We start from the raw sequence: 25,665 nt of genomic DNA on the forward strand, positions 1-25,665 counted from the left end.
CCATCTCCATGCGGGGCCGGAGGGCCCCCGATCGGCGCGATAGGATAACGCGGCACCCGCTCAGTCCGGCACGCCCGCGGCACGTCGGCGCGCATCCCACAGCCGCGGATGGGTACTGCGTCGCGTCTGGACCGCGATGCCCTGCGCACCCAGGCGTACGTGCACCGCCCCGCCGTCCGCACTCGAGGTCACCCCGGCACCGGCCTGCGACCAGCGCTCGACCACTTCCGGCCGCGGGTGGCCGAACAGGTTTCCGTGTCCGGCCGAGACCAGCGCGTGGCGCGCACCGGTAGCCGCCACGAACTCCGGGTCCGACGAGCTGCGGCTGCCGTGGTGGGCGACGACGACGACCTCGGCGGCCGCCAGCGAGCGGCCGCCAGGCGCCTGCTGGCCGGCCAGGCGGCGCTCGATGACCTCGCCGATGTCGCCTGGCAGCAGGACCGAACCATGGACCGTGGTGATCCGCAGCACGCAGCTGGCGTCGTTGCCCAGGTAGGGAAAGTGCGGCGGCGGATGCAGGTACCCGAAGCCCACCCCGTCGAGCTCCCACTGCCTGCCCGCCTCGCATGGATCGGCGCCTTCGATCCCGGCGCCGTCGGGTGCCTCCAGCCGCGCCACCGGCATCCCGGCCATGACCGCGGTCAGCCCGCCGGCGTGGTCGCCGTCGGCATGGCTCACCACCACCCGTTCCAGCCTGCGGACGCCCAGGGCATGCAGGGCCGGCAGCACCACCCGCTCACCAGCGTCGAAACCCTCCGGCACCGCCGGCCCGGTGTCGTAGAGCACGGCGTGTTCCGCCGTGCGCACCACCACCGACAGGCCCTGCCCGACATCGAGCAGGTGCAGATCCGCCTCGCCATGCGCCGGGAGGTTCCGGTCCGGCCACAGCAGCGGCAACCACAGCAGCAGTGCCAGCCCGCGTCCCGGCAGTCCACGTGGCAGCAACAACCAGAACGCGCCGGCCAGCGCCAGCGGCACCGCCGCCCAGTGCGGCTCGGGCAGCCACCACAGCGCCAGCGGGCTGGCCGCCATGCGCTCGAACAGGGGCCAGCTCACCGCAAAACACCATTCCGCCAGGCGCCAGGCCCAGCCGCCCGAGCCGGGTGCCAGCCACTCCAGCCCGGTGCCCAGCAGCGACAGCGGAACCACCACCAGGCTCCACCACGGAATCGCCACCAGGTTGGCCAGCGGCCCGGCAAGCGAGGCCTGGTTGAACAGCAGCACGGTCAGCGGCAGCAGCCCGACGGTCGCCACGCCCTGCGCTCCCAGCAGGTCGCGCAATGGCTGGCGGCCGGCACGCGGCAGGCACCAGACCAGCCAGGCCACCCCGGCAAAGCTGAGCCAGAACCCCGCGCCCAGCACCGCCAGCGGGTCGAACAGCAGGATCAGGATCGCCGCCAGCGCCAGCGACTCGAAGGCGCCACTGCGCCGCCGCAGCAGGCGCAGCATGGCGACCACCGCGATCATCAGCACCGTACGCACGGTCGGCAGCGCGAAGCCCGCCGCGGCCGCATACAGGGTCGCGCCGAACAATGCCGCCACCCCTGCCGCCACCGGGGTCGGGACCCGGCGGGCACAAGCGGGACACAACCACCACAGCCCCCGGACCAGCAGGGCGAAGAATCCGGCCACCAGCCCGACATGGAAGCCGGAGATCGCGATCAGGTGGGTCAGGCCGGTGGCACGCAGCACCCGCCAGTCCTCGTCGGCCAGGCCACGGGTGTCGCCGAGCGCCAGCGCCTGCACCTGGCGCACGCCCCCGCCCCGCACCACGGCCGCCATCCGGTCGGCCATCGCCTCGCGCCAGGCCTGCAAGCCGCGCGGCGGTGACAGCGGCCGCGCCGCGTCCGGCTCGCGGACGTAACCGGTGCCGCTGATGCGCCGGGCAAGGGCATGCTTTTCGTTGTCCTGGCCACCGGGATTGCGCAGGCCGCCGGGCGGTCGCAAGCGCAGGTCGAATTCCCAGTCCTGCCCTGCCCGCAACCGGTCGCGACCGGAGGAGCTGCCGTCAAAGCCGTCGTACCAGGACAGCCGCAGCAGGCGCCCACGCACACGCGGGTCCTGCGCGCTGCCGCCGTGGACGCGCAACATGAAAGCGGTGCGCCGCGCCTGGTGGTCGGGCAACTCGACCACCCGGCCGGCGACCCGCAGGTCGAGCGGTCCATCCGGCGGCAGCTGCACCGAAAGCGCGTAGCCGGCATGCAGGCCCGCCAGCCCGAAACCGCACAGCAGTGCGCCCAGCCAGCGGGCGCGCCGCCCGCGCCACCACCCTGCCGCTCCGGCCAGCAGCGCGACGGCCAGGAGTGGCCAGGGGGGCAAGACAGGGAGCAACAGCAGCCCCAGGGTGCCGCCCAGCAGTGCGGCCGCCACCGGCACGCCCAGGGCGCGCATCGCCGCGGGAGCCGCGGCCGCCGTGCCGTCGAGGGAAACCACCGGTTGTCTGGACTGCGGCGTCCATGCCGCTTTGCTCATCGCGCATTCCTTGCGGTCGCTTGCCTTGCGTCAGTCGTCCTCGCCCTGCCATTGGCGCAGGCGGCCTTCGTGCAGTTCGAGCACCCGGTCCAGGCGCCGCGCGAGGCTGCGGTCATGGGTCACCAGCACCAGGCTGGTCCCCTGGTCACGGTTGAGCTCGAGCATCATCCCGAACACCTTCGCGGCGGTCTTCTCGTCGAGGTTGCCGGTGGGCTCGTCGCCCAGCACGCAGGCCGGTCGGTTCACCAGGGCGCGGGCGACCGCGGCACGCTGGCGCTCACCGCCGGAAAGCTCCCCGGGCTTGTGCTCCAGCCGGTGCTCCAGGCCCACGGACTCCAGCAGGGCCTGAGCCCGGTCGCGGGCCTCCGGGATTCCGCGCCCTGCCAGCAGCACCGGCAGCATCACGTTCTCCAGCGCGGTGAACTCGGGCAGCAGGTGGTGGAACTGGTAGACGAAGCCCAGCGAGCGGTTGCGCAGCACCCCGCGGGCCGCCTCTCCAAGCCCGTTCATGCGCTGGCCGGCGACGTGCACCTCACCGGCGCTCGGGGTATCCAGGCCGCCCAGCAAGTGCAGCAGGGTGCTCTTGCCCGCCCCGGACGGACCGAGGATGGCGACCGTCTCGCCGGCCGCCACCGCCAGGTCCAGGTCCTTGAACACCGGCGTGACGAGCTTGCCCTCGCGGTAGGTCTTGCCCAGCCCGCGGCATTCGATCACCACCTCACTCATAGCGCAGCGCCTCCGCCGGCTGCATGCGTGCGGCGCGCCAGGCGGGATACAGCGTGGCCAGGAACGCCATCGCCAGCGCGACCAGGGCGACCGCGGTGACGTCCGCCGGCTCGAGCTCGGTCGGCAGGCCGGTGATGTAATAGACGTCCGACGGCAGCAGGGTCACGCCGAACACTTTCTCGATCGCGAACAGGATGTTTTCCAGGTTGAGCGTCAGCACGATGCCGCCGGCCACGCCCAGCGCGGTGCCGATCACCCCGATCAGGCTGCCCTGCACCATGAACACCTGCATCACGCCGCGCGGGCTGAGCCCGAGGGTACGCAGGATCGCGATGTCGGCCTGCTTGTCTGTCACCAGCATCACCTGCGAGGACACCAGGTTGAAGGCGCCCATGGCGATGATCAGCGACAACAGGATCGCCATCATGGTCTTCTCCATGCGCAGGGCGCGGAACATGTTGGCGTTGTCGGTGGTCCAGTCGCTGACCCGGTGCGGGCCGCCCAGCTGCAGCGCCAGGTCGCGGGCGACGTCGCCGGCCCGGTCCATGTCGTGCAGCCGCAGCCGCACTCCGGTCACGCCGGTGTCCATCCGCAGCAGGCGCTGCATGTCGGCCATGCTGACGAAGGCCATGCCGCGGTCGTACTCGTTGTAGCCGACCTCGAAGATGCCGCTGACCTTGAAGCGCTTGACCCGCGGCATCGCCCCCACCGGAGTGCTGGAGAACTCGGCGACGGTCATCACCACGTCATCCCCGGCCCGGACGCCCAACCAGGCGGCCAGCTCGCGCCCGACCAGGATGTTGAAGCTGCCCGGCTGCAGCGACTCCAGCTCGCCCTCGACCATCTTGTCGCCAAGCACCGCGACGGTGCGCTCGTCGGCCGGAACCACGCCCCGGACCATCGCCGGCTGCTGGCGCGGGCCGTTGAGCAGGGCCTCCTTTTCCACGTAGGGCGCCGCGCCGGCGACCCGCGGATCGGACAGGGCCAGGTCGACCGCGCCCTGCCAGTCGACCAGCGGGTCGCCCCAGGCACTGACGGTGGCGTGGGCCGCCATCTGCAGCATGCGGTCGCGGATCTCGGTCTGGAAGCCGCTCATCACCGCCAGCGTGGTGATCAGCGCCGCCACCCCCAGCGCAATGCCGAGGATGGAGGCCAGCGAGATGAAGGAGATAAAGCCGTTGCGGCGCTTCGCTCGCAGGTAGCGGAGTCCGATGGCTGCAGGAATGGGCTTGAACATGCGCCGCTATGGTGCCACCGATGCGACCACCGGCGAAGAGGATTCTTGCCCGGCGGCCAGCCGCAACCGGCGCCGGGCTTCCGGCACAAGCACGTCCGGCCACCACACCCGCCGCTGCATGCGTCCGCCTTGGCCACGCCAGCGCATGAACGCCAGCGGGCCGCGCCAGGCCACCGACAGGCCCTCCACCGGCACCCCGTCGACCCGGGCCGTGTCCGCGAACAGCTCCACCCGCAGCGTCGCCGGCCGCAGGTCACGGCGCAGCAGCAGCGCGCCGCGCACCAGCACGGCGACGGCCGCCGGAATGGCGGCCGCGATCGGGAGTCCCGACAGGAGCAGCGCGGCGACCGCGCCAACAACCAGCAGCGCGGTCACGCGACGCTGCTGGCGCGATGGGCGCCAGAGGAAGACCTCCGGCGCCGGCTCAGGGTGGCAGCTGGCGGATCTGCTGGACCAGTTCGGCAAGTTCGGCATCGGCAGGGGTCTCGCGTCCCATCAACCAGAGCCAGAGCTTATCGTCCTCGGTATCCAGCAGCCGTAGGAAAATCCCGCGCTCGGCGGCAGGACTGCCCCGCCAGCGGCGGTCGAGCCAGCGGCCGAGCAACTGGTCGAGCTCGCGCATGCCGCGCCGGCATTTCCAGCGCAGCCGGCGCAGCTCGGCCTCGTCGGCATCGCCCGTAGCGTCCATCGTCAGAGCGCGCGGCGCTCGAGCATCAGCCTCTTGATCTCGCCGATCGCCTTGGCCGGGTTCAGGCCCTTCGGGCAGGTCCGGGTGCAGTTCATGATGGTGTGGCAGCGGTACAGCTTGAACGGATCCTCGAGGTCGTCCAGCCGGGCACCGGTGTCCTCGTCGCGCGAGTCGGCGATCCAGCGGTAGGCCTGCAGCAGGATCGCCGGGCCCAGGTAGCGCTCGCCGTTCCACCAGTAGCTCGGGCAGCTGGTCGAGCAGCAGGCGCACAGGATGCACTCGTACAGGCCGTCGAGCTTCTTGCGGTCCTCGGGGGTCTGCAGGCGCTCGCGGTCGGTCGGCAGCGGGCTCTGGGTCCGCAACCAGGGCTTGATCGAGGCGTACTGGGCGTAGAAGTGGGTCAGGTCCGGCACAAGGTCCTTGACCACCTCCATGTGCGGCAGCGGGTAGATCGGCACGTCGCCGTCGCCCTTGCCGCAGTCCTCGATCGCCTTGGTGCAGGCCAGCGTGTTGGTGCCGTCGATGTTCATCGCGCACGAACCGCAGATGCCCTCGCGGCACGACCGGCGGAAGGTCAGCGTCGGGTCGACCTCGTTCTTGATCTTGATCAGCGCGTCCAGGACCATCGGGCCGCACTTGTCGAGGTCGATCTCGTAGGTGTCGGTCCGCGGGTTCATGCCGTCATCGGGGCTCCAGCGGTACACCTTGAAGGTGCGCTTGCGGCTGGCACCCTCGGCCGGCCAGTGGCGGCCCTTCTGGATGCGGGAGTTCTTGGGAAGGTTGAATTCGGCCATGGTCTGCGCTGCCCTCAGTAGACCCGCTTCTTCGGCGGGACCACGTCCACCTCGCCGGTGAGCGTGTACATGTGCACCGGGCGGTAATCGATGCGGGTGTTGCCGTCGGCGTCGACCCAGCACAGGCTGTGCTTGTGCCAGTTGACGTCGTCACGCTCGGGATAGTCGTCGCGGGCATGCGCGCCACGCGATTCCTTGCGGTTCTCCGCGGTGACGATGGTGGCCAGCGCCTGGTCGAGCAGGTTGGCCAGCTCGAAGGTCTCCACCAGGTCGGAGTTCCAGATCAGCGAGCGGTCGCTGACCTTGACGTCGGCGAACGAGGCATGGATCTCGCGGATGCGGGTGACGCCCTCCTCCAGGGTCTCCTGGGTGCGGAACACCGCGGCGTCGGCCTGCATGGCGCGCTGCATGCGGTCGCGGATCACCGCGGTGGGAGTGCTGCCGCTGGCATTGCGCAGCCTGTCCAGGCGCGCCAGCGAGAAGTCGCAGGCGTCCTTCGGCAGGTCCGGCTGCGCGGCGTCGGGCTTGAGCGTCTCGGCGGCGCGGTTGGCCACCGCGCGCCCGAACACCACCAGGTCGAGCAGCGAGTTCGAGCCCAGGCGGTTGGCGCCGTGGACCGACACGCAGGCCGCCTCGCCGATGGCGTACAGGCCCGGGACGACCGCGTCGGGGTCGCCGTCCTTCAGCTGGACGACCTCGCCGTGGTAATTGGTCGGAATGCCGCCCATGTTGTAGTGGACGGTCGGGATCACCGGGATCGGCTGCTTCTCCACGTCCACGCCGGCGAAGATGCGCGCCGACTCGGCGATGCCCGGCAGCTTCTCGTGGATCACCTCGGGCCCCAGGTGGGTCAGGTCGAGCAGGATGTGGTCCTTGTGCTCGCCGACGCCGCGCCCCTCGCGGATCTCCATGGTCATCGAGCGGCTGACCACGTCGCGCGAGGCGAGGTCCTTGGCCGACGGGGCGTAGCGCTCCATGAAGCGCTCGCCGTTGGCGTTGCGCAGGATGCCGCCCTCGCCTCGGACGCCCTCGGTGATCAGGCAGCCGGCGCCGTAGATGCCGGTCGGGTGGAACTGCACGAACTCCATGTCCTGCAGGCCCAGCCCGGCGCGCAGCGCCATGCCGCCGCCGTCGCCGGTGCAGGTGTGGGCCGAAGTGGCACTGAAGTACGCGCGGCCGTAGCCGCCGGTCGCCAGCACCGTGCCCTGGGCGCGGAACAGGTGCAGTTGCCCGGTTTCCAGCTCAAGGGCCAGCACGCCGCGGCAGGCGCCCTCGGCATCCATGATCAGGTCCAGGGCGAAGAACTCGACGAAGAACTGCGCGTCGTGCGCCAGCGACTGCTGGTACAGGGTGTGCAGGATGGCGTGGCCGGTGCGGTCGGCGGCAGCGCAGGTGCGCTGCGCGGCCGGGCCCTCGCCGTACTTGGTGGTCATGCCACCGAACGGCCGCTGGTAGATCCGGCCGTCCCTGGTGCGCGAGAACGGCACGCCCTGGTGCTCGAGCTCGATGATCGCCGGGATCGCCTCGCGGCACATGTACTCGATCGCGTCCTGGTCGCCCAGCCAGTCCGAGCCCTTGACGGTGTCGTAGAAGTGGTAGCGCCAGTCGTCCTCGCCCATGTTGCCCAGCGCCGCGGCGACGCCGCCCTGGGCGGCCACGGTGTGCGAGCGGGTCGGGAAGACCTTGGTGATGCAGGCGGTCTTCAGGCCCTTCTGCGCCAGGCCGAAGGTGGCCCGCAGCCCGGCGCCGCCGGCGCCGACCACGAGCATGTCGAACTTGTGTTCCTGGATGGGGTATGCGGCAGGCATGGATCAGGCTCCCAGCGCGATGCGGATGACGGCAAGCACGCTGGCGATGGCAGCGAGGATGCAGATGAAACGGTTGGCCAGCTGCAGGAAGACCGCCCAGCCCGGGGTGTGGACGTAGTCCTCGATGATCACCTGGATGCCCAGCTGGGTATGCCAGAACATGGCGACCAGGAAAGCGGTCAGCAGCGTGGCGTGCAGCGGGTGGCCGACGATGCCGCGGGCGGTGGCGAAGTCCGCCAGTCCACCGGACACCAGCAGGCCCACCAGGTACAGGCCGAGGAAGAACAGCGCGATCGCGGTGATGCGCTGGATGATGAAGTGGCCGGTTCCGTCCTTCGCCGAACCCAGCCCGCGCGCCACCTTCAGCGGATGGCGCAGATGGTCGCCCTGGCGCTTCATGCCGCACCTCCCTGCATCATGGCCACGATCCAGACCAGCGCCGTCAGCACCAAGCTGCCGATCACGCTGATCCAGCTGTTGCGGATGAACCCGGGAATGTCGAATGAATGCCCGGCGTCCTGGATCAGGTGCCGCACGCCATTGATCAGGTGGTAGGCGAATGCCCAGGTCCAGCCGAACAGGACCAGGAAGCCCAGCGGCGAGCGGGCGATGTCGGCAAAACGCGCCCACTGCTCCGGTCCCGCGGCCAGGGCCAGCAGCGCCCAGGCGATCAACAGGGCGCCCACCGCCAGGATCATGCCGGTGGCACGATGCAGGATCGAGGTGACCATCTGGATCTGCCAGCGGTACACCTGCAGGTGGGGTGAGAGGGGACGTTGGTGGTTCGCCATGAGCGGGGAGCCCTCTGGGCAGGGCGGCGCGACGCCGCGTTGGGACGATGGAGCGGAATGCAGCGGATGATGGACGATCAGAAGTCGATGCAGCGTCCGTCCTTCTCCCAGTCGCCGTAGCGCACCGGGTCGGGCCCCTCCCTGCCGCCGTACTCGCGGGACGGTCCGGACGGCGCCCGCGGGTCTTCACCGGGAGGCGGCGCGGGCTGCGGAACGGCGTCTCCGCCCGGGGCGCGCTCGTCGCTGCCGGGGGAAGCTTCAGGGGGGTTCTGGCCTATCATCGGAACCCCGGATGTTAAGACTCGGTTCAATGCAAGACAAGTCACCGCAGCCGTCGCAGCCCCTGTTCGCCCTCCCCGCGCACCGCGTATTGCAGCTGTCCGGCCCCGATGCGGCGAAGTTTGCCCAGGCGCAGTTCATGAGTGACGTCGCCGGTCTGGCCGACGGCCAGTGGCACTGGAGCGGATGGCTGACGCCGAAGGGACGGGTGGTCGCGCTGTTCGCGCTGCTGCGGCTGGAGGAAGGCCTGTTCTGGTTGCTGCTGCCCGACGCGGACGCCGGGGCCTTGGCGGAGCAGCTCCGCCGCTTCGTCTTCCGCAGCAAGCTGAAGATCGAGCCCCTGGCCGACGCCCGCGTGCATGGCCGCCTGGGCCCGGCGGAACAGGCTGGCGGCAACCGGCTGGCGCGCCTGGCGGATGGCGGCGTCGAGCTCGACATGGGCGGTGACGGGGGCCGGCGGGCGCTGTACGTCGCGCTTGATCCCGGCTCCTCCCCCGGACCCAACGCGGATGCGGCCGCTGCGTGGACCCTGGCCGACCTGCAGCATGGCCTGCCCCGCCTCGCCTGGGGCACGCCGCAGTGGACGCCGCAGCAGCTTTCGCTGGAACGCCTGGACGCATTCACCGTGCGCAAGGGCTGCTATCCGGGACAGGAGATCGTTGCGCGCACGCATTTCCTGGGAAAGGCCAAGCGCAGGCTCGTGCTGCTGGAGGGCGGGGCGGCCCTGTCCATCGGCGATCCCGTGAGCGCCGACGATGCACCCGCCGGCGAGTTGGTCTCGTCCGTTCCGGTCCCGGGCGGCGGCCGCACCGCCCTCGCCGTGGTGCAGGCAACCGATGCCGCGCCCGGATACGCGGTGCGCGGCTCGCCGGTGCGGACCGGCGAACTCCTTGGCGGGCTGGCGAGATAGAGCCGGCTCAAGTTCCCGCGGCGCGGGCCGTTACCGCAGGGTCGCACCGCGCCTCCGCGACCCGACGCCGCAAGAAGGAACACCCGCAGTGCCGCACCCCCCCGCTGTCGCAAACGATGCTCCGGGCGCGGACCACCTGCGCACGATCTACGATGGCGTCGCCGTTTTCCTGGGATTGCTGACGCCGGAAGGCGTCCTGGTCGACGTGAACCGCGCCGCGCTGGAGTTGATCGGAGCCCGGCGCGAAGACGTGACCGGTCGCCACTTCGACCAGACCCCGTGGTTTGCGGACCAGGACCAGGCAGAGCGGTTGCGCGAGGCGCTGCGGCAGGCCGCGGCTGGGCAGACCGCGGTGATCCGCACTGCGCATCCCACCCGGGACGGCGGCCGCGTCGAGGTGGAGCTGCGGCTGTCGCCGGTGTTCGAGGACGGGACGCTCGCCTGGATCATTCCCGAAGGGCGCGACATCAGTGCCCGACGCCGCGCCGAGCGCGCCCGGGAGGCCTCCGAGCAGCGCCTGGCCGGCATCCTCGACGTCGCGGCCGATGCGATCGTGTCCATCGACGAAGACCAGCGGATCGTCCTGTTCAACCAGGGAGCGGAAGCGGTCTTCGGCTACGCAGCCGGGGACGTGCTCGGGCAGCCGCTGGAGGTGCTGTTGCCGGAGGCCGCCCGGGACGGCCACGGTCATCACGTGCAGGGATTCGGGAGCCGCGGTCCACAGTCACGCTTCATGAACCAGCGCGGGACGATCACCGGCCGCCGGCGCAGCGGCGAACTGTTTCCGGCGGAAGCGACGATCTCCCGCCTGGAAGTGGACGGCGAGCGTTTGTTCACCGCCGTGCTGCGCGACATCGGCGAACGGCTCCGCCAAGAGACCGAGCTCGCGCGCGCCAGGCGCTACACCGAGGCCCTGCTCACTTCGGTGCCGGACGGCATCTTCGGCCTGGACCGAAACGGGCGGATCGTCTTCGCCAACCCCGCCGCGACCGAACTGCTCGGCTACGAGGCGCACGAGCTCATCGGGCGCGAAGCACACGCCCTGGTGCACCACAGCCGCGCCGATGGCAGCCCCTACCCGTTCGGCGAATGTCCGGCATGGCACGCAATCAACGAGGGCGTGGTCTCGCGCAGCGCCGACGACGTCTACTGGCGCGCCGACGGCAGCTCGATGCCGGTGGAGTACACGATGACTCCGTTCGGCATCGATGGCGAGGTGGCGGGCGCGGTGATCGTGTTCCGCGACATTGCCGAGCGCAAGCAGGCCGAGGCCGCGCTGCGCTCGTTGTCGTGGATCGACGAGCTGACCGGCCTCTGCAATCGCCGCGGCTTCCACGCCCATGCCGGACGTGCGCTGCAACAGGCACAGCGCGCGGGCACCGGGTGCCTGCTGCTGTTCATCGACCTGGACTTCCTCAAGCCGATCAACGACCGCCACGGCCACCTTGCCGGCGACCAGGCGCTGCGGGAGGTCGGTGGACTGCTGCGGACCGTGTTCCGCGACAGCGACGTGCTCGCGCGGGTTGGCGGGGATGAGTTCGTGGTGCTGGCGGTGGGCTGCGGTGATCCACGCGACGAGGCCGCCGCGCGCGACCGGCTCCATTCGGCGCTGGAGACACGCAATGCCCGCACTGGCGTGACCTTCCCGCTGTCGGTGTCGGTGGGCGCGGCACGCTTCGATCCGTCCCGGCCGAAATCCCTGGAGGAACTCATCGGCGAGGCCGATGCGGCGCTCTATGCGGAGAAGCACCGGCGTTTCACGGCGCGCTGAGCCCGCACACCTGCGAGCATGTCCGCGGGTTCCCGCGTGCGCGGGAACGGCGGTCTACTTCAGGCGGTCGGCGGCGGCCACGATGTCCTCCTCGCCCGGAATCACCAGGAAGGCGGCGCCGGCCAGCGGGGTGTAGGTGTCCACGCCGACCACCCGCTCCAGCGGGGTGGCGCCCAGGCCGCCTTCCACCAGGGCGGTGATCACCCCTTCCCCGATGCCGGCGCTCTGGCGCCCCTCGTCGACGACGATGATCCGCTTCGCGCCGCGGGCCTGCGCGACGATGTAGCCGGCATTGAGCGGCACCAGCCAGCGCAGGTCGACCACCTTCGCCTTCCAGCCGTGCTTCGTCCCGGCCTGACGCACCGCGCGCAGGCTCATCGGCACGCCGTTGCCGTAGGTGAAGACCACCAGGTCGCTGCCCTCGCTGCCGTCCTCCGGGGCATACACCCTGCCCTCGCCCAGCGGCATGGCCTCCCCCGGTGCCGGGTACTTCGTCAGCCAGCCGCCATCGCCGGGTTCGTACAGGTCCTTGGTCATGTACAGCGCGATCGGCTCCAGGAACACGCTCACGCGTCCGTCCACCCTCGCCAGCGCGGTCAGGGTGCGCAGCATGGTCGCCGCGTCGTCACCACGCGAGGGACAGCCCACCACCAGGCCGGGGATGTCGCGCAGCGCGGTGATCGAGTTGTCGTTGTGGAAATGCCCGCCGAAGCCGCGCTGGTAGCCCAGCCCGGCGATGCGCACCACCATCGGGTTGGCGTACTGGTTGTTGCTGAAGAACTGCAGGCTGGCCGCCTCGCCGCGGATCTGGTCGGCCGCGTTGTGCAGGTACGCCAGGTACTGGATCTCCGGGATCGGCAGCATGCCCACGTTGGCGAAGCCCTGGGCCATGCCCAGGATCATCGTCTCGTCGAGCAGGGTGTTGAACACCCGGCGCGCGCCAAAGGCCTTCTGCAGGCCCTTGGTGACGGTGTAGACGCCGCCCTTCTGCGCCACGTCCTCGCCGAACAGCAGGGTGTCCGGGTACTTGGCGAAGGTGTCATGCAGGGCGTTGTTGATCTGGATGGCGAGATGCCGCGGGGGCTGGTTTTCCGGCAGCTTTTCCGCGCTGCCGAAGGCCTGCAGGCGGGCCTCGTCGCAGCCGCTGCGCCCGGCCTCGGCGCGCACCTTGTCCGGGGAGTACGGTGCCAGCGGGGCGACCACGTCGTCCAGGCGGTCGAGCTTGGGCCGACGATCGGCTTCCTCCGCGGCGGCGAAGCAGCGCTTGCGGGTCTCCTCGTACAGGGCGAGGACCTCGTCCTTCGACATCAGCCCCGATTCCATCGCGATCGCCGCCGAGCGCAGCAGCGGGTCGGTCGCCTCCACCGCGCACAGCTCCTCGATCGAGCGCCACTCGATCTCGAAGTCGGTACCGGCGTGGCCCATGATCCGGGTGGTCTTCAGGTGCAGGAAGGTCGGCCGGCGGGTACGCCGGCAGTGCTCGACCGCGGCCTGGACCTGGCCATAGCCTTCGGCCAGGTCCAGGCCGTCGGCATGGAAGTAGTCCAGCCCCGGCCGCTGCGCGAAGTTCTGCGCGATCCAGCCACCCGGGGTCTTGACCGAGATCCCGATGCCGTTGTCCTCGCAGACGAACAGCACCGGCGCCGGCAGCTTCTGGTAGGCGGTCCAGGCCGCGGCGTTGAACGCGGTCTGCGCCGTCGCGTGGTTGCTGGAGGCGTCGCCGAAGGAGCAGATCGCGATGCTGTCGTCCGGGATCGGCAGCGGGTGTCCCAGCCGGCGCCCGGCCTCGATCGCCACCGCGGTCCCCAGCGCCTTGGGCAGGTGGGAGGCGATGGTCGAGGTCTGCGGCAGCACCCACAACGGCTTGCTGCCCCACACCTTGTGCCGCCCGCCGCTGGCCGGATCCTCGCTGCTGGCGGCGAAGCTCAGCGCCGAATCCATCACCGGGTCCATCCCCGGCAGCTTGCGGAAACGCTCGGCCATGAAGCCGCCGGAGCGGTAGTGCAGGAACGCAGGATCCGTGTGGCGGGTCAGCCGCGCGACCATCGCGTTGCCCTCATGGCCGGAGCTGCCGATGGTGTAGAAGACCTTGTTCCGTACCCGCAGCACCCGTGCCATCAGGTCCAGGTGGCGGCTGATCAGCTGGGATTCGAACAGCTCGCGGAAGCCCTGCGCGTCCAGCGCGCTGCCGTCCAGGATCGCCTCGCCAGGCGCCGGCCGCGCATCGGCCCGGCCATCCCAGGCCTGCACGAATTCGCTGAAGTTGACGTCGCAGATCTCGGCGCGGTTGAGGCCGCGCATGCGGGCGGGGATTGGGTTGGGAACGTCTGCAAACATCGTGGTGATGCCCTGGTCCTGTCGTGTTCGAAACGAGCGCTAGACGAAGCGCCTGCGATTTTCCTGCCACTGCGCGCGGGTCTGGCCCCAGATCTCGACCGGTATGTCATCGTGCGGGGGCGGCAGCCGGCCCGGGCCGCGCAAAGCCGAACCGAGGCGACGGGCGAGCTCCTGGGAGGGAGCGTTCCCGGGCGAGATGGTGTGGATGAACCCGTCCCAGCCGAGGTTCTCCAGTGCCCAGTCGATGGTGGCGACCACCGCCTCGGTGGCATAGCCCCGGCCCCAGGCGTCGGGGTGCAGCGAGTAGCCGATCTCGTCGCCCGGCCAGCCTTCGGGCCGCCATGGCCCGGCCTGGCCGAGCCAGCGGCCGCTGGTCTTGTCGATGATCGAGAACATGCCGAAGCCCTGCAGCGCCCAGGCACCGGGCATCTGCAGGAACTTGCGCCAGGCCGCCGCACGCGGCTGCTGGCCGCCGATGTGGCGCGCCGCACGCTCGTCGCCCTGCAGCTCCGCGTAGCGTTCGAAGTCCCCGCTCCGCGGGAGACGCAGGATCAGGCGATCTGTTTCCAGAACTGGACTGGCGTCGGTCATGTCAGGCCCTCACCCGGCCCTCTCCCGCAAGCGGGAGAAGGCGGATTCATCATCGACGGCGCTCTAGAACGCGTTGATGCCCGTGAGCTCGCGGCCGATCACCAGCTGGTGCACGGTTTCGGTGCCCTCGTAGGTGATCACCGACTCCATGTTGAGCGCGTGGCGGATCGCGGCGTGCTCGGTGGTGATGCCGGCGCCGCCGAGCAGGTCGCGGCATTCGCGGGCGATGTCAATCGCCATGCGGCAGTTGTTCCACTTGGCCAGCGAGACCTGCTGCGGCTTCATCGTGCCGGCGTCCTTCAGCCGCCCCAGCTGCAGGCTCAACAGCTGCGCGGTGGTGATGCGGCGGGCCATGTCGGCCATCTTGATCTGCGCGCTCTGGGTCGCGGCCACCGGACGGCCGAACAGGATCCGCTCCCCGGTGTAGTCCAGCACTTCCTTGAGGCACGCCTGCGCCGCTCCTATCGGACCCCAGGTGATGCCGTAGCGGGCCTGGGTCAGGCAGCCCAGCGGCCCCTTCAGCCCCTTGACGTTGGGCAGGCGGTTGGCTTCGGGCACGCGCACGTTGTCGAAGAACAGTGCGCTGGTCACCGAGGCGCGCAGGCTCATCTTGTGCTTGACCTCCTGGGCGGCAAAACCTTCCATGCCCTTCTCGACCACGAAGCCCTGGATGCCGTCGTCGGTCTGTGCCCAGACGATCGCGATGTCGGCCACGTTGCCGTTGGTGATCCACATCTTGGAGCCGTTGAGCACCCAGTCATCGCCGTCGCGGCGGGCGTGGGTCTTCATGGTCGCCGGGTCGGAGCCGCCGTGCGCCTCGGTCAGGCCGAAGCAGCCGATCACCTTGCCGGCGGCCATGTCCGGCAGCCAGCGCTGCTTCTGCTCCTCGCTGCCGTAGGCGTAGATCGGGTACATGCACAGCGAGGACTGCACCGAGACGAAGCTGCGGATGCCGCTGTCGCCGCGCTCCAGTTCCTGGCAGATCAGGCCGTAGCTGACCGAGTTGAGGCCGGCGCAGCCGTATTCCTCCGGCAGCGAGGACCCCAGCAGGCCCATCTCGGCGATCTCGCCGACCAGTTCCTTCGGGAACCGTCCCTCGTCGAAGGCGCCGCCGATGATCGGCAGCACGCGTTCGTCGGTGAAGCGCGCCACGGTGTCCTGGACGCTGCGCTCCTCTTCGGTGAGCAGGGAACGGACGTCGAACAGGTCTTGCGGATTCAGGGCCATGGCGCGCTCGGAAACGTGTGGATGGAAGCGCGCCATTGTACGGAGGCCGGCCGGAAACAGAACGGGGCCGGATTTCTCCGGCCCCGCTCGGGGTTGGCGGCGCGCCGGGGTTCCGACAGCGCGGGATCCCGGCCATTACGGTGCAATACGCCGCCTGCGGCGGCTATCGCACCCTACTGGTTGCTGGCGGTTTCCAGCGCGGCGGTCTGCAGGACCACCTGGCCGTCGATCACCGGCAGGCGCTCGGCCGGTCGGTCATCCAGCCGCACGTTGCGCTCCAGGCCCTGGTAGCGGTAGGTCACGTCGTAGCCGACCACCTGGTCCTCGTTGCCCAGCGAAATGCGCTCGCCAGGCTTGCTGCCGGTGCGCATGGTCGCGGTCTTCCCGTCCGGGGTGCGGTAGGTGACGTTGTAGCCGACCACCGACGTGGACTGCGAGGAATCGTTGACGGTATGGCACTGGGTCTCGACCCGCTCCACCACCTGGCCACCGACATGGTTGCGGTCGATGCGGTTGCCGACGAAACCACCGGCCACTGCCCCGGCCGCCGTGGCCGCCTTCTTGCCGCGCCCGCCACCGATCTGGTTGCCGAGCAGGCCGCCCACCACCGCACCGGCGACCGTGCCGCCGACGTTGCCGTCGCGCTCGGGCAGGCGTTCCTGTACCACCACGTCCTCGCACACCTGGCGCGGCGTGGAACTGGTGGTGGTCTCGCGGATCGGATCAGTGCCGATCACCGTGGCGAACAGCTCCCGCCGCTCGGTGACCGGGACCACGTTGACCACGTCGGCGTACTCCGGCCCGGCAGCGGGGGTGATCGCGCTGTCGGCGCCCGCGTCCGCCTGCACTGCCGGCTCGGTGCCGTCCAACGGGATGGCCGGCACCCCGGTGGCGAGCTCCGGCCCCGGCGTGGTGAAGCTGTTGTAGGCCGCCACGGCGACACCGCCGACCAGAAGCGCCGCTATCGCGACGGCGATCATGTTCTTGTTCATCACGTCCCTCCTTTAATGGGCGGGTCCCCCCGCTGCTGATCCTCGCGCGCATTCCACCACTTCCAGGCTGAACGGACACGCGCACCGGGGCAAGCTGTGACACAGGGCGGCAAACGCACAGGCGGTGCGGCACACGTGCTAGCGTCCAGATCCCCGCCCGAGTGCCTCCGCCATGGCCAACCCGCTGCTGCTTCCGCTGCTCGCCTGGGCCCGCCGGCTCAAGTATCCGACCCTGTTCAAGGTCACCGCGGCGCTGTTCGCCCTGAGTGTGCTGATACCCGACCCGATCCCGATGGTCGACGAGATCCTGCTTGGCCTTGCCACCCTGGCGCTGGCCAACTGGAAGAACCGCAATGCCCGCACCATCGAGGGCGAGGTGGTCGAGGACTACACCACCCCGCGGGAGAACCGGAACCGCTACTAGGAGCGCCGATGGACCTGGTGGACAGCCATTGCCACCTGGACGTGGCGGCGTTCGACGGCGACCGCGCCGATGTGCTGGCGCGGGCCCGCGACGCGGGTGTGCGGCGGATCGTGGTTCCGGCGATCGCCGCGGACAGCTGGGACCGGCTGCAGGCGGTATGCGCGGCGGACGCCGGCCTGTTCCCGGCCCTGGGGCTGCACCCGATGTTCCTCGACCGGCACCGCCCGGAGCACCTGGACATGCTCGAGCGGCGACTGCAGCGCGGGAACGTGGTGGCGGTCGGCGAATGCGGACTGGACCACTTCGTTCCCGGCCTGGACCCCGCTTCGCAGCTGCATTACTTCACCGCCCAGCTGGAACTGGCGCGTCAGGCGCGGCTGCCGGTGATCATCCACGCGCGCAGGGCGGTCGACGAGGTCACCGCGGCGATCCGCCGGGTCGGAGGCCTCACCGGCGTGGTCCACAGTTTCTCCGGCAGCGGACAGCAGGCCCGCGCACTGTGGGACCTGGGCTTCATGGTCGGCCTCGGTGGACCGGTGACCTTCCCGCGTGCGCAGCGACTGCGCCGGCTGGCGGCCTCGATGCCGGTCGAATACCTGTTGCTGGAAACCGATGCTCCCGACCAGCCCGCTTGCGACCACCGCGGCAGCCGCAACGAGCCGGGCTTCCTGCCTACCGTGCTGGAGGCCATCGCCGGCTTGCGGGGCGAGGACCCGGGCGACATCGCTGCCGCCACCACGGCCAATGCGGAGCGGCTGTTCGGCCTGCCTGCCTAGGCGCCCCTGCGGGCCCTGCCCAGCAGCAGCTCCAGCGCCTTTCCGGCCATGACGAACGCGAAAGTGCCGGTGACGTGGGTCGCCGCACCCAGCCCCGCTCCGCAGTCCAGCTTGAGCGCGGCATCGGCGTCCAGGCGCGGCCGCAGCCCGCACACGCTGCCGTCGGCCTGCGGATAGCGGACGTTCTCCAGCGAGTACACCGCCGGCACGCCGAAATAACGGTCGCGGTTGCGCGGGAAATTGAACTCGCCGCGCAACTTCTTGCGCACCAGCGCCAGCATCGCATCGTGCTCGGTGCGCGACAGGTCGCGCACCCGCACCTGGGTCGGGTCGACCCGCCCGCCGGCCGAGCCGCACACCACCAGCGGCAGCTTGCGCCGCCGGCACCAGGCGATCATCTCCACCTTGCTGCGGAAGCTGTCGCAGGCGTCGAGCACCAGGTCGAAGTCGCGATCGAGCAGTGCCTCCAGGTTGGAGGGGGTCAGGAAGCTCTCCACCGCATCGACCTCGATGCGCGGGTTGATCGCCCGGCAACGCTCCGCCATCGCGGCGACCTTCGGTCGACCGAACTGGCCTTCGTGGGCTGGCAACTGGCGGTTGCTGTTGGACACGCAGATGTCGTCGGCATCGATCAGCGTCAGCTGCCCGACCGCGCTGCGGGCCAGCGCCTCGGCCACCCAGGAGCCGACCCCGCCCATGCCCACCACCGCGACCCGACAGCGGGAGAGGCGTTGCAGCGCACCGGCACCGTAGAGGCGGTCGATGCCGGCGAAACGCTCGATCAGCAGGGAGTCGGTGACAGGGGCGTCCATGGCGCGATTGTAGGGCCCCGGCCCGGTTGGCCGGTCACCGGCGCGTGCTATCTTCACGCCACTTCCAGCGGAGCCCGAATCCGATGAGCGACACCCAGCCGAACGCGTCCCCCACCAGCAAGCCGAACCCGGCCGCGCGTTACCTGTTCATGCTGCTGCTCGGGCTGGTGATCGGCGTGATCGGCACGGTGATGGCCCTGCGCGCCATCGAAGGCGGCAAGACCTGGCAGGACCATTACCCGCACGCGACCATGCACCTGTTCCAGGCCCATGCCGCGCAGCTGGGCGCCAAGGTGAAGGGCAACCGCTGCGGCGCGACCGACTCGCTGCCGCACCTGCAGGCGCTGCGTACCCTGGCCAACGACCTCGAGCCCGCTTTCCCCGGCCTGGCCGATGACGCGCGCTTCGCCGACCACGCCGCAGCCATGCGCGCGACCCTGGACGGGGCTTTGGCGAACCCGCCGCTGAGCTGCGAGGGACTGGGCGAAACGGCATCGAAGATCGGGGAAACCTGCAAGGCCTGCCACCAGGATTTCCGTACCTGAAGTGCTGCGCCCGCGGCGACGGCAGGCTCACCGCGGCGGGCGCACCGCAACTGAGCCGTTGCGGGTGCGCTTGATGGGGAATTCACTGGAACGCTCCTAGCGTGGGCGACGTGGCCGGCTTGCGGCCATTCGCCCTTCCCCAGCAGGAGATGCACATGAACATCCATCGCCTCGGCCTCCTCGGCGTGTCCGCAGCGGCCAGCCTCGCGCTCGCTGGTTGCGCGACCCCGGGTTACAGCAATTCCGGTTATTCAAACGCCGGCGGCTACGGAGCCGGCCCGACCAGCGCGAACTGCATGGACTGCGGCACCGTGACCCGCATCGACCAGGTGGCCGGCAGTTCGGTCCCGCAGGCCACCGGTGGCGTGATCGGTGGCCTGGTCGGCGCCGCCGCGGGTCGTGAGCTGGCGGACGACAAGAGTTCCGGCCGGCGCAACACCGCGACCGCCGTGGGCGCGGTCGCCGGCGCGGTGGCCGGCAACGCAATCCAGAACCGGGTCGAGAACGCGACCTACAACGTGCAGGTCCGCATGAGTGACGGGCGCACAACCACGGTCACGCAGAACGACCTGGGCGGGATCCGCGTGGGGTCGGCCGTGCGGGTATACAACGGGCGCGCTTGGGCGCAGTAGCGGATCCGGTGCCGCCAAACGAAAACGGCCCGCGTCTGCGGGCCGTTTTTTCTGTCCGGGTGCTGCGCTCAGAGCGGCTGCACCGCATCGGCCTGGAGGCCCTTCTGGCCCTGCACGACGGTGAACGTGACCTGCTGGCCCTCCTGCAGGCTCTTGAAGCCTTCGGTCTGGATGGCACGGAAGTGGACGAACACGTCTTCGCCGTTCTCACGGCTGATGAAGCCAAAACCCTTGGCGTCGTTGAACCACTTGACGGTTCCGGTCTCTCGGTTGGACATCTGACTTGCTCCTGGAGCATGAGCTGGTTGGTGACGATTTGCAGAAAGTACAGCTGGCTCGGGCAGAATGCAACGGCAGCTGAACGGATTGCCCACCTTCCACACAAGGAGTCTCCGTGGACCTCCAGGCACTGTATTACACCCTCGCCCTGCTCCTGGTCCTGGTCGGTATCGCCGGGGTCGTCCTGCCGGCACTCCCCGGCCTTCCGCTGGTTTTCGGCGGCATGCTGCTGGCGGCCTGGGCCGGCGGGTTCGAGCGCATCGGCGTGGCCACGCTGGTGCTGCTCGGCCTGCTGACGCTGCTCTCGATCGCGGTGGATTTCCTGGCTTCCGCAGTGGGTGCCAGGCGGGCCGGGGCCAGCCGGCTGGCGGTGCTCGGGGCGGTCGCGGGCTCGATCGTCGGCCTGTTCTTCGGGTTGCCGGGCCTGCTGGCGGGCCCGTTCGTCGGCGCATTGGCCGGGGAATGGCTGCAGGTACGCAGGCTGGGCCAGGCCGCTCGGGTGGGCGTGGCCACGTGGATCGGCCTGCTGCTGGGCAGTGCGCTGAAGCTGGGACTGGCGTTCGCGATGCTGGGCCTGTTCGCCTTCGCGTGGTTCTTCTAGGACGCCGATCCCGTCTCCGGCGGCTTTCTTCACGCCGGTTTGTTCGCCTGGCCGTCACAGTCCTGAAGCTGAACGGGAGGGGCCAATGCCGCGCTGGAGCCGCAGACGCATGAGCTGGATCATCGTGATGACCGTGATTGCGACCGCCGTCGCGGTGGTGCTGGGGATCAACTTCGTCACTCCGGAAAAGAAGCTGGAGCGGCGCATCGAGCACCGCTACGCGGTCGCCGACGCCCAGTTCCTGCGCGAGATGTCGGTGATGCTCGGCCCGTCGGTGATCGGCGGCAACAAGGTGGTGGCCTACAACAACGGCGACGAGATCTTCCCGGCGATGCTGGAGGCGATTCGCGGCGCCGAGGTCTCGCTCACCTTCGAGACCTACGTCTACTGGTCAGGCGAGGTGGGCGAGCGCTTTGCTAAGGCCCTTGCCGAGCGATCGCGCGCCGGCATCCCCGTGCACGTGACGATCGACTGGGTCGGCAGCGTCAAGATGGACCAGGCGCTGCTGGACCTGATGGAGGAGGCCGGCGTGGAGGTCGAGCGCTACCGCCCGCTGCACTGGTACAACCTGGGCCGCATGAACAACCGCACCCACCGCAAGCTGCTGGTGGTGGACGGCCGCATCGGCTTCACCGGCGGCGTCGGCATTGCCGACGAGTGGCAGGGCCACGCCCAGGACCCCGACCACTGGCGGGACATGCATTTCCGCATCGAAGGGCCGGTGGTCGCGCAGTTCCAGGCCGCGTTCAACGACAACTGGATCAAGACCACCGGCGAGGTGCTCAACGGATCGGTGTACTTCCCGCCGCTCGAGCCGGCGGGCGACATCAACGCACACCTGTTCATCGCCTCGCCGGCCGGTGGCAGCGAAAGCATGCACCTGATGTACCTGATGGCGGTCGCCGCCGCCGAACACAGCATCGACCTGGCCGCGTCCTACTTCGTGCCCGACAAGCTGGTCATGGGGGCGCTGCTGCAGGCGCGCGAGCGGGGCGTGCGCATCCGGGTACTGCTGCCGGGTCCCCACATCGATTCGGAGATGGTGCGTGTCAGCTCCAGGGCCGAGTGGGGCCCGCTGCTGCGCGCCGGCGTCGAGATCCACGAATACCAGCCGACGATGTTCCACAACAAGCTGATGATCATCGACAACGAGCTGGTGTCGCTGGGCTCGACCAACTTCGACATCCGCTCCTTCCGCCTCAACGACGAGGCGAGCCTGAACGTCTACGATCACGATTTCGCCGCCCGGATGACCGCTGTCTTCGAGCAGGACCTGGAGCAGGCCAAGCCGTACACCCTTGAGCAGTGGCTGGCACGACCGTGGCGCGAGCGCATGGCCGAGCGGGTGCTGCTGCCGATCAAGTCGCAACTGTAGAGGGCACCCATGAGGCATCCACTCCATTACCTGCTGCCTGCGTTGCTGGCTGTGCTGGTGGCGTTGCCGCTGGTCACGGCGGCCCAGGAGGGCTCCGATGCACCCGCGGCCGGGCTGCCGGCCAGCGAAGACGGCGCCGATGCGCCGCCGGTCGAAGCCGTTACACCGGCCGATGCCCCCGCGCCCGACAGCGACGACGACACACCGCCACCGGAGCCCGATCCCGCCGAGCTGCAGGCCGTCGCCGCCGAGGCCGAGGCCCAGGCCCGGGAACAGCAGCGCACCGAACTGGAGGCGGCCCAGACGATCGCCCGTCGATTCCGCGACATGCCCGGCATGGAGAACGTGACCGTCACCGTGCAGGGCGGCACCGCGCGGCTGGCCGGCGAGGTCGTGGACGTGGAGAGCCGCCTGCTGGCCGAGCAGGTCGCCGGCCGGCAGGAAGGCGTCCAGACGGTGGAGAACCGCATCACCCTCAGCACCAACCTGGGCGACAGGCTCAACACCGCGATGCGCCAGGTGATGGACCGGCTCATCCAGCTGGTCGCGGCGTTGCCGGTGCTGGCCGTGGCCATCGCCATCGTGGTGCTGGGCTGGTGGGTCGGCAAGTTGCTGGGGCGCCGCGCCGGGCACCGCCAATGGCGTGGCGAGAACCCCTACACCGCCAGCCTGGTCCAGCGCTTCGTCACCTGGGCCACCATGCTGGTGGCGCTGCTGATCGCCCTCGACCTGCTGGGCGCCACCGCGGTCGCCGGCGCCGTGCTGGGGTCGGCCGGCGTGATCGGCCTGGTGATCGGCTTTGCCTTCAAGGACATCGCCGAGAACTACGTCGCCGGCGTGCTGCTCAGCCTGCGCCGGCCGTTCGCCCCCGGGGAGGCGTTGCGCATCGACAGCTACGACGGCACCGTGGCCGCGCTCACCTCGCGCACCACGGTGCTGGTCACCGCCGACGGCAACCAGCTCAACCTGCCCAATGCCCTGGTGTTCAAGTCGGTGGTACTGAACTTCAGCCGCAACCCGAACCGGCGCTTCGACTTCGTGATCCCGATCGACGGGTGCGAGTCCCTCGTCAACGCCCAGGAGGTTGCGATCAAGGCGATCGCCTGCGTCGACGGCGTGCTCACCGACCCGGCGCCGTCGTGGACGGTGCAGGAGTACGACGGGAACGCGGTGAGGCTGCAGTTCTTCGGCTGGATCAACCAGCGCGGCACCGACCTGGGCAAGGCCCGCAGTGCCGCGATCCATGCCGTGCGCACGCGCTTCGCCGAAGCCGGGATCCTGGATGCACCGCGCTCGATCCAGTACATCGCCCGGCTGCCGGGTGACGACCCGGCGCGTGACCGGACTCCGGATGTCGCCGACCAGGCGCTCCCGGAGACCTCGGTCAACCGCGAACTCGACGCCCAGGTCGAGGCCGAACGCCTGGCCCACGCCAACGTCGACCTGATCGGGAGCGAGAAACCGTGAACGTGCGCCGGGCGACCGTCCTGCCGGCCGGCGCGCTGCTGCTCGCATTGTTCACGGGACCGGCACCGGCACAGCAGCCCGCGGCACCACCGGAGCCCTCCGCCTGCACCTCGATCGACGTCGACGCCGAGCGGCTGCGCTGCTACGACGCCGCCCTGGGGCGCGCGGCGGCGACTCCCGAGGAGGCCGACGCGCTGGCCGCACGGGCCCGCCAGCTTGCCGCCGAGCTGGACCGGGCCAGCGTCGAGGGCCGCCGCGAACTGCCGGCCCGCGACCGGGCACGCCACGCGTTGAGTGACCTGTTCCGGTCCGAGGGCGGCAGCGAGATCGACGCCCACATCGCCAACGCCGGAAAGGGCGGGCTGCTGGACCGCCGCTGGGAACTGGCCCGCGACTCCAAGCTGGGCACCTTCAATTTCCGCGGCTACAAGCCGGTCTACCTGCTGCCGGTGTTCTGGTCGGCCAACCCCAACGAACGCCCCACTCCCTCGGGCGGGGGCGACGAGCACGGCAACGTGGAAGGCGGCGCGCTGGACGACGTCGAGGCCAAGTTCCAGATCAGCTTCAAGACCAAGGCGATGGAGAACATCCTCGGCGACAACGGCGACCTGTGGCTGGGCTATACCCAGAGCTCGCGCTGGCAGGTGTTCAACAGCGAGGCCTCGCGGCCGTTCCGCGAGACCAACTACGAGCCGGAGGCGCTGCTGGTGTTCCGCACCGGCTACTCGCTGGGGGGCTGGCGCGGGCGGATGTGGGGGCTGGGCATCAACCACCAGTCCAATGGCCGCGGCGATCCGTACTCGCGCAGCTGGAACCGGGTGGTCGGCGTGGTCGGGTTCGACCGCGACAACTGGGCACTGACGATCCGCCCGTGGTGGCGGATCAGCGAGAACGGCGAGGACGACAACCCCGGCATCGAGGACTACATCGGCCGCGGTGACATGACCCTGGTCCACGTGCACGACGGCCATGAATTCTCGTTGATGGCGCGGCACTCGCTGCGCACCGGCGAGGACTCGCGCGGCGCGCTGCGCTTCACCTGGGCGTTCCCGCTCGGCGACAACATCCGCGGGCACCTGCAGGTGTTCGACGGCTACGGCGAGAGCCTGATCGACTACGACCACCGCTCCACCCACGTCGGGCTGGGCGTCTCGCTGCTCGAGTGGTTCTGAGGTGCACGCCCGGCGCATCCTCTCGGTGGATGGCGGGGGCATCCGCGGGCTGGTCAGCTGCACCTGGCTGGAAGGCGTCGAAGCCGCCCTGGCCAACGCCGGCAAGCCCGGCCTGACCGGCAGCTTCGACCTGCTGGCCGGCACCTCCACCGGCGCGCTGGTGACCTGCGGTCTGGGCCTGGGCTGGTCGCCGGCCACCCTGGCCACGCTGTACCGCGAACGCCGGGCGGAGATCTTCCCGGGCACCCCGGGCAAGCTGTGGTCGCGTGCCAGGCGGCTGTTCCGGCATGGCCTGTCGGCGCCGCGCTACGACGGCAGGGGCCTGGAAGCGGTGCTGGAGGAGGTGTTCGGCGACCGGCGCCTGGGCGAACTGCAGCGCCCCACCCTGATCACCAGCTACGACACCCTCGCCCGCCGTCCGGTGATCTTCAAGAGCTTCCTGCCCGAACACGCGGACCTGCGGCTCCGGGACGTCTGCCGCGCCTCCACCGCGGCGCCGTCCTACTTCCCGGCCCACGGCATGGAAGTGGACGGCAAGCCGTGTGCCCTGATCGACGGCGGCATCGTCGCCAACAACCCGACCGCCTGCGCCATCGCCGAGGCCCTGCGGCGCGATCGCGGGGTCAGCCAGTGCGGCGAGCTGGTGGTGCTATCGGTGGGCACCGGCGAGCGCAACCAGCCGATCCCGCTGAAGGCGGCGCAGGAATGGGGCGCGGTGGAATGGGCGATCCCGATCATCGACGTGCTGTTCGACGGCAACGCCGACTCGGTCGACTACATCGCCCGGCAGTTGGTCGGCAAGGGCTACTTCCGGCTGCAGGCCGAGCTGCTGGCCGGCCTGGACGACCTGGACGAGACCAGCGCCGCGCACATCGCGGCGCTGGAAAGCCTCGCCCGCGACTACCTGCTGAAACCCCAGACCCAGCAGATGCTGCGCCAGCTCGCGTCGATGATCTGAC

Annotated in this window: 27 protein-coding genes; 11 read left to right on the forward strand and 16 right to left on the reverse strand. The window is 70.1% G+C overall.

What is annotated here, in order from left to right; genetic code table 11:
• Nucleotides 1–60 precede the first annotated feature (60 nt).
• The 10 genes from LY625_RS02530 to LY625_RS02575 form a co-directional block, all read right to left on the reverse strand.
• Complete coding sequence (locus LY625_RS02530; protein ID WP_233737417.1) at nucleotides 61–2,472, reverse strand: DNA internalization-related competence protein ComEC/Rec2; 2,412 nt, start codon at nucleotides 2,470–2,472, stop codon at nucleotides 61–63.
• A 30-nt stretch (nucleotides 2,473–2,502) separates the two neighbouring features.
• Nucleotides 2,503–3,198 (reverse strand): lipoprotein-releasing ABC transporter ATP-binding protein LolD, encoded by a 696-nt coding sequence (gene lolD / locus LY625_RS02535; protein WP_233737418.1) that lies wholly within the window; start codon nucleotides 3,196–3,198, stop codon nucleotides 2,503–2,505.
• On the reverse strand, nucleotides 3,191–4,435 hold the full coding sequence (locus tag LY625_RS02540) for a lipoprotein-releasing ABC transporter permease subunit (RefSeq protein WP_233737419.1): 1,245 nt from the start codon (nucleotides 4,433–4,435) through the stop codon (nucleotides 3,191–3,193). Before LY625_RS02540 ends, lolD begins: the two co-directional genes overlap by 8 nt.
• Before the next feature lie 6 nt (nucleotides 4,436–4,441).
• The gene (locus LY625_RS02545; RefSeq protein WP_233737420.1) at nucleotides 4,442–4,810 is read right to left on the reverse strand and encodes a hypothetical protein; all 369 of its coding nucleotides are present in this window, start codon (nucleotides 4,808–4,810) and stop codon (nucleotides 4,442–4,444) included.
• Between the two features lie 49 nt (nucleotides 4,811–4,859).
• Nucleotides 4,860–5,123, reverse strand: coding sequence for a succinate dehydrogenase assembly factor 2 (locus tag LY625_RS02550; protein ID WP_233737421.1), 264 nt, complete (start codon nucleotides 5,121–5,123; stop codon nucleotides 4,860–4,862).
• Between the two features lie 2 nt (nucleotides 5,124–5,125).
• The gene (locus LY625_RS02555) at nucleotides 5,126–5,917 is read right to left on the reverse strand and encodes a succinate dehydrogenase iron-sulfur subunit (RefSeq protein ID WP_233737422.1); all 792 of its coding nucleotides are present in this window, start codon (nucleotides 5,915–5,917) and stop codon (nucleotides 5,126–5,128) included.
• A gap of 14 nt (nucleotides 5,918–5,931) precedes the next feature.
• Complete coding sequence (gene sdhA, locus LY625_RS02560) at nucleotides 5,932–7,725, reverse strand: succinate dehydrogenase flavoprotein subunit (RefSeq protein ID WP_233737423.1); 1,794 nt, start codon at nucleotides 7,723–7,725, stop codon at nucleotides 5,932–5,934.
• A gap of 3 nt (nucleotides 7,726–7,728) precedes the next feature.
• The gene (gene sdhD / locus LY625_RS02565) at nucleotides 7,729–8,124 is read right to left on the reverse strand and encodes a succinate dehydrogenase, hydrophobic membrane anchor protein (protein WP_233737424.1); all 396 of its coding nucleotides are present in this window, start codon (nucleotides 8,122–8,124) and stop codon (nucleotides 7,729–7,731) included.
• Nucleotides 8,121–8,516, reverse strand: coding sequence for a succinate dehydrogenase, cytochrome b556 subunit (gene sdhC, locus LY625_RS02570; RefSeq protein WP_233737425.1), 396 nt, complete (start codon nucleotides 8,514–8,516; stop codon nucleotides 8,121–8,123). The genes sdhD and sdhC overlap by 4 nt, the downstream gene beginning before the upstream one ends.
• A gap of 77 nt (nucleotides 8,517–8,593) precedes the next feature.
• The gene (locus tag LY625_RS02575) at nucleotides 8,594–8,797 is read right to left on the reverse strand and encodes a DUF1674 domain-containing protein (RefSeq protein WP_233737426.1); all 204 of its coding nucleotides are present in this window, start codon (nucleotides 8,795–8,797) and stop codon (nucleotides 8,594–8,596) included.
• A 29-nt stretch (nucleotides 8,798–8,826) separates the two neighbouring features.
• Here LY625_RS02575 and LY625_RS02580 point away from each other — a divergent pair, with 29 nt between their 5' ends.
• Entirely contained in the window at nucleotides 8,827–9,705 is an 879-nt protein-coding gene (locus tag LY625_RS02580; RefSeq protein WP_233737427.1) for a folate-binding protein, read from the forward strand.
• Nucleotides 9,706–9,793: 88 nt separating this feature from the next.
• Nucleotides 9,794–11,476, forward strand: a complete 1,683-nt coding sequence (locus LY625_RS02585) for a PAS domain S-box protein (protein WP_233737428.1) — start codon at nucleotides 9,794–9,796, stop codon at nucleotides 11,474–11,476.
• Between the two features lie 54 nt (nucleotides 11,477–11,530).
• On the opposite strand, the gene LY625_RS02590 is transcribed toward LY625_RS02585, so the two are convergent.
• From LY625_RS02590 to LY625_RS02605, 4 genes are all read right to left on the reverse strand, one after another.
• On the reverse strand, nucleotides 11,531–13,813 hold the full coding sequence (locus LY625_RS02590) for a thiamine pyrophosphate-dependent enzyme (protein ID WP_233737429.1): 2,283 nt from the start codon (nucleotides 13,811–13,813) through the stop codon (nucleotides 11,531–11,533).
• A gap of 39 nt (nucleotides 13,814–13,852) precedes the next feature.
• Complete coding sequence (locus LY625_RS02595; RefSeq protein WP_233737430.1) at nucleotides 13,853–14,404, reverse strand: GNAT family N-acetyltransferase; 552 nt, start codon at nucleotides 14,402–14,404, stop codon at nucleotides 13,853–13,855.
• 63 nt (nucleotides 14,405–14,467) lie between these two features.
• Nucleotides 14,468–15,631 carry an acyl-CoA dehydrogenase family protein gene (locus LY625_RS02600; RefSeq protein ID WP_233737431.1) on the reverse strand — a complete coding sequence of 388 codons (1,164 nt, stop codon included), beginning with the start codon at nucleotides 15,629–15,631 and terminating at the stop codon, nucleotides 14,468–14,470.
• Between the two features lie 173 nt (nucleotides 15,632–15,804).
• On the reverse strand, nucleotides 15,805–16,623 hold the full coding sequence (locus tag LY625_RS02605) for a glycine zipper 2TM domain-containing protein (RefSeq protein ID WP_305067663.1): 819 nt from the start codon (nucleotides 16,621–16,623) through the stop codon (nucleotides 15,805–15,807).
• A 172-nt stretch (nucleotides 16,624–16,795) separates the two neighbouring features.
• Between LY625_RS02605 and LY625_RS02610 the strand changes: the two genes are divergently transcribed.
• The gene (locus tag LY625_RS02610; protein ID WP_233737432.1) at nucleotides 16,796–17,047 is read left to right on the forward strand and encodes a DUF6116 family protein; all 252 of its coding nucleotides are present in this window, start codon (nucleotides 16,796–16,798) and stop codon (nucleotides 17,045–17,047) included.
• Nucleotides 17,048–17,055: 8 nt separating this feature from the next.
• Nucleotides 17,056–17,823, forward strand: a complete 768-nt coding sequence (locus LY625_RS02615) for a TatD family hydrolase (RefSeq protein ID WP_233737433.1) — start codon at nucleotides 17,056–17,058, stop codon at nucleotides 17,821–17,823.
• On the opposite strand, the gene LY625_RS02620 is transcribed toward LY625_RS02615, so the two are convergent.
• The gene (locus LY625_RS02620; RefSeq protein ID WP_233737434.1) at nucleotides 17,820–18,635 is read right to left on the reverse strand and encodes a tRNA threonylcarbamoyladenosine dehydratase; all 816 of its coding nucleotides are present in this window, start codon (nucleotides 18,633–18,635) and stop codon (nucleotides 17,820–17,822) included. The two genes, LY625_RS02615 and LY625_RS02620, sit on opposite strands and share 4 nt — an antisense overlap.
• Nucleotides 18,636–18,718: 83 nt before the next feature.
• On the opposite strand from LY625_RS02620, the gene LY625_RS02625 reads away from it, so the two are divergent.
• Nucleotides 18,719–19,180 (forward strand): cytochrome c, encoded by a 462-nt coding sequence (locus tag LY625_RS02625; RefSeq protein WP_233737435.1) that lies wholly within the window; start codon nucleotides 18,719–18,721, stop codon nucleotides 19,178–19,180.
• Between the two features lie 155 nt (nucleotides 19,181–19,335).
• Nucleotides 19,336–19,812 (forward strand): glycine zipper 2TM domain-containing protein, encoded by a 477-nt coding sequence (locus LY625_RS02630; protein WP_233737436.1) that lies wholly within the window; start codon nucleotides 19,336–19,338, stop codon nucleotides 19,810–19,812.
• A 68-nt stretch (nucleotides 19,813–19,880) separates the two neighbouring features.
• Here LY625_RS02630 and LY625_RS02635 read toward each other — a convergent pair whose 3' ends face one another.
• Complete coding sequence (locus LY625_RS02635; RefSeq protein WP_233737437.1) at nucleotides 19,881–20,090, reverse strand: cold-shock protein; 210 nt, start codon at nucleotides 20,088–20,090, stop codon at nucleotides 19,881–19,883.
• A 116-nt stretch (nucleotides 20,091–20,206) separates the two neighbouring features.
• Between LY625_RS02635 and LY625_RS02640 the strand changes: the two genes are divergently transcribed.
• From LY625_RS02640 to LY625_RS02660, 5 genes are all read left to right on the forward strand, one after another.
• Nucleotides 20,207–20,692, forward strand: coding sequence for a DUF456 domain-containing protein (locus tag LY625_RS02640; protein WP_233737438.1), 486 nt, complete (start codon nucleotides 20,207–20,209; stop codon nucleotides 20,690–20,692).
• 109 nt (nucleotides 20,693–20,801) lie between these two features.
• Nucleotides 20,802–22,067 (forward strand): phospholipase D-like domain-containing protein, encoded by a 1,266-nt coding sequence (locus LY625_RS02645; protein WP_233737439.1) that lies wholly within the window; start codon nucleotides 20,802–20,804, stop codon nucleotides 22,065–22,067.
• 9 nt (nucleotides 22,068–22,076) lie between these two features.
• Nucleotides 22,077–23,534 carry a mechanosensitive ion channel domain-containing protein gene (locus LY625_RS02650; protein ID WP_233737440.1) on the forward strand — a complete coding sequence of 486 codons (1,458 nt, stop codon included), beginning with the start codon at nucleotides 22,077–22,079 and terminating at the stop codon, nucleotides 23,532–23,534.
• Between the two features lie 2 nt (nucleotides 23,535–23,536).
• Entirely contained in the window at nucleotides 23,537–24,706 is a 1,170-nt protein-coding gene (locus tag LY625_RS02655) for a phospholipase A (RefSeq protein ID WP_233737570.1), read from the forward strand.
• Between the two features lies 1 nt (nucleotide 24,707).
• Nucleotides 24,708–25,664 carry a patatin-like phospholipase family protein gene (locus LY625_RS02660; RefSeq protein WP_233737441.1) on the forward strand — a complete coding sequence of 319 codons (957 nt, stop codon included), beginning with the start codon at nucleotides 24,708–24,710 and terminating at the stop codon, nucleotides 25,662–25,664.
• Nucleotide 25,665 lies beyond the last annotated feature (1 nt).

The sequence above is a fragment of the Lysobacter sp. GX 14042 genome, assembly GCF_021390425.1.
Lineage (GTDB): Bacteria > Pseudomonadota > Gammaproteobacteria > Xanthomonadales > Xanthomonadaceae > Novilysobacter.

What these genes read in the sequence shown, in the direction of transcription:
- LY625_RS02605 (WP_305067663.1), bottom strand. Translation starts at nt 16,623, where the DNA reads ATGAACAAGAACATGATCGCCGTCGCGATAGCGGCGCTTCTGGTCGGC.
- lolD (WP_233737418.1), bottom strand. Translation starts at nt 3,198, where the DNA reads ATGAGTGAGGTGGTGATCGAATGCCGCGGGCTGGGCAAGACCTACCGC.
- LY625_RS02555 (WP_233737422.1), bottom strand. Translation starts at nt 5,917, where the DNA reads ATGGCCGAATTCAACCTTCCCAAGAACTCCCGCATCCAGAAGGGCCGC.
- LY625_RS02600 (WP_233737431.1), bottom strand. Translation starts at nt 15,631, where the DNA reads ATGGCCCTGAATCCGCAAGACCTGTTCGACGTCCGTTCCCTGCTCACC.
- sdhD (WP_233737424.1), bottom strand. Translation starts at nt 8,124, where the DNA reads ATGAAGCGCCAGGGCGACCATCTGCGCCATCCGCTGAAGGTGGCGCGC.
- LY625_RS02650 (WP_233737440.1), top strand. Translation starts at nt 22,077, where the DNA reads ATGAGGCATCCACTCCATTACCTGCTGCCTGCGTTGCTGGCTGTGCTG.
- LY625_RS02635 (WP_233737437.1), bottom strand. Translation starts at nt 20,090, where the DNA reads ATGTCCAACCGAGAGACCGGAACCGTCAAGTGGTTCAACGACGCCAAG.
- LY625_RS02575 (WP_233737426.1), bottom strand. Translation starts at nt 8,797, where the DNA reads ATGATAGGCCAGAACCCCCCTGAAGCTTCCCCCGGCAGCGACGAGCGC.
- LY625_RS02595 (WP_233737430.1), bottom strand. Translation starts at nt 14,404, where the DNA reads ATGACCGACGCCAGTCCAGTTCTGGAAACAGATCGCCTGATCCTGCGT.
- LY625_RS02540 (WP_233737419.1), bottom strand. Translation starts at nt 4,435, where the DNA reads ATGTTCAAGCCCATTCCTGCAGCCATCGGACTCCGCTACCTGCGAGCG.
- LY625_RS02625 (WP_233737435.1), top strand. Translation starts at nt 18,719, where the DNA reads ATGAGCGACACCCAGCCGAACGCGTCCCCCACCAGCAAGCCGAACCCG.
- LY625_RS02630 (WP_233737436.1), top strand. Translation starts at nt 19,336, where the DNA reads ATGAACATCCATCGCCTCGGCCTCCTCGGCGTGTCCGCAGCGGCCAGC.
- LY625_RS02615 (WP_233737433.1), top strand. Translation starts at nt 17,056, where the DNA reads ATGGACCTGGTGGACAGCCATTGCCACCTGGACGTGGCGGCGTTCGAC.
- sdhC (WP_233737425.1), bottom strand. Translation starts at nt 8,516, where the DNA reads ATGGCGAACCACCAACGTCCCCTCTCACCCCACCTGCAGGTGTACCGC.
- sdhA (WP_233737423.1), bottom strand. Translation starts at nt 7,725, where the DNA reads ATGCCTGCCGCATACCCCATCCAGGAACACAAGTTCGACATGCTCGTG.
- LY625_RS02580 (WP_233737427.1), top strand. Translation starts at nt 8,827, where the DNA reads ATGCAAGACAAGTCACCGCAGCCGTCGCAGCCCCTGTTCGCCCTCCCC.
- LY625_RS02620 (WP_233737434.1), bottom strand. Translation starts at nt 18,635, where the DNA reads ATGGACGCCCCTGTCACCGACTCCCTGCTGATCGAGCGTTTCGCCGGC.
- LY625_RS02530 (WP_233737417.1), bottom strand. Translation starts at nt 2,472, where the DNA reads ATGAGCAAAGCGGCATGGACGCCGCAGTCCAGACAACCGGTGGTTTCC.
- LY625_RS02645 (WP_233737439.1), top strand. Translation starts at nt 20,802, where the DNA reads ATGAGCTGGATCATCGTGATGACCGTGATTGCGACCGCCGTCGCGGTG.
- LY625_RS02550 (WP_233737421.1), bottom strand. Translation starts at nt 5,123, where the DNA reads ATGGACGCTACGGGCGATGCCGACGAGGCCGAGCTGCGCCGGCTGCGC.
- LY625_RS02590 (WP_233737429.1), bottom strand. Translation starts at nt 13,813, where the DNA reads ATGTTTGCAGACGTTCCCAACCCAATCCCCGCCCGCATGCGCGGCCTC.
- LY625_RS02610 (WP_233737432.1), top strand. Translation starts at nt 16,796, where the DNA reads ATGGCCAACCCGCTGCTGCTTCCGCTGCTCGCCTGGGCCCGCCGGCTC.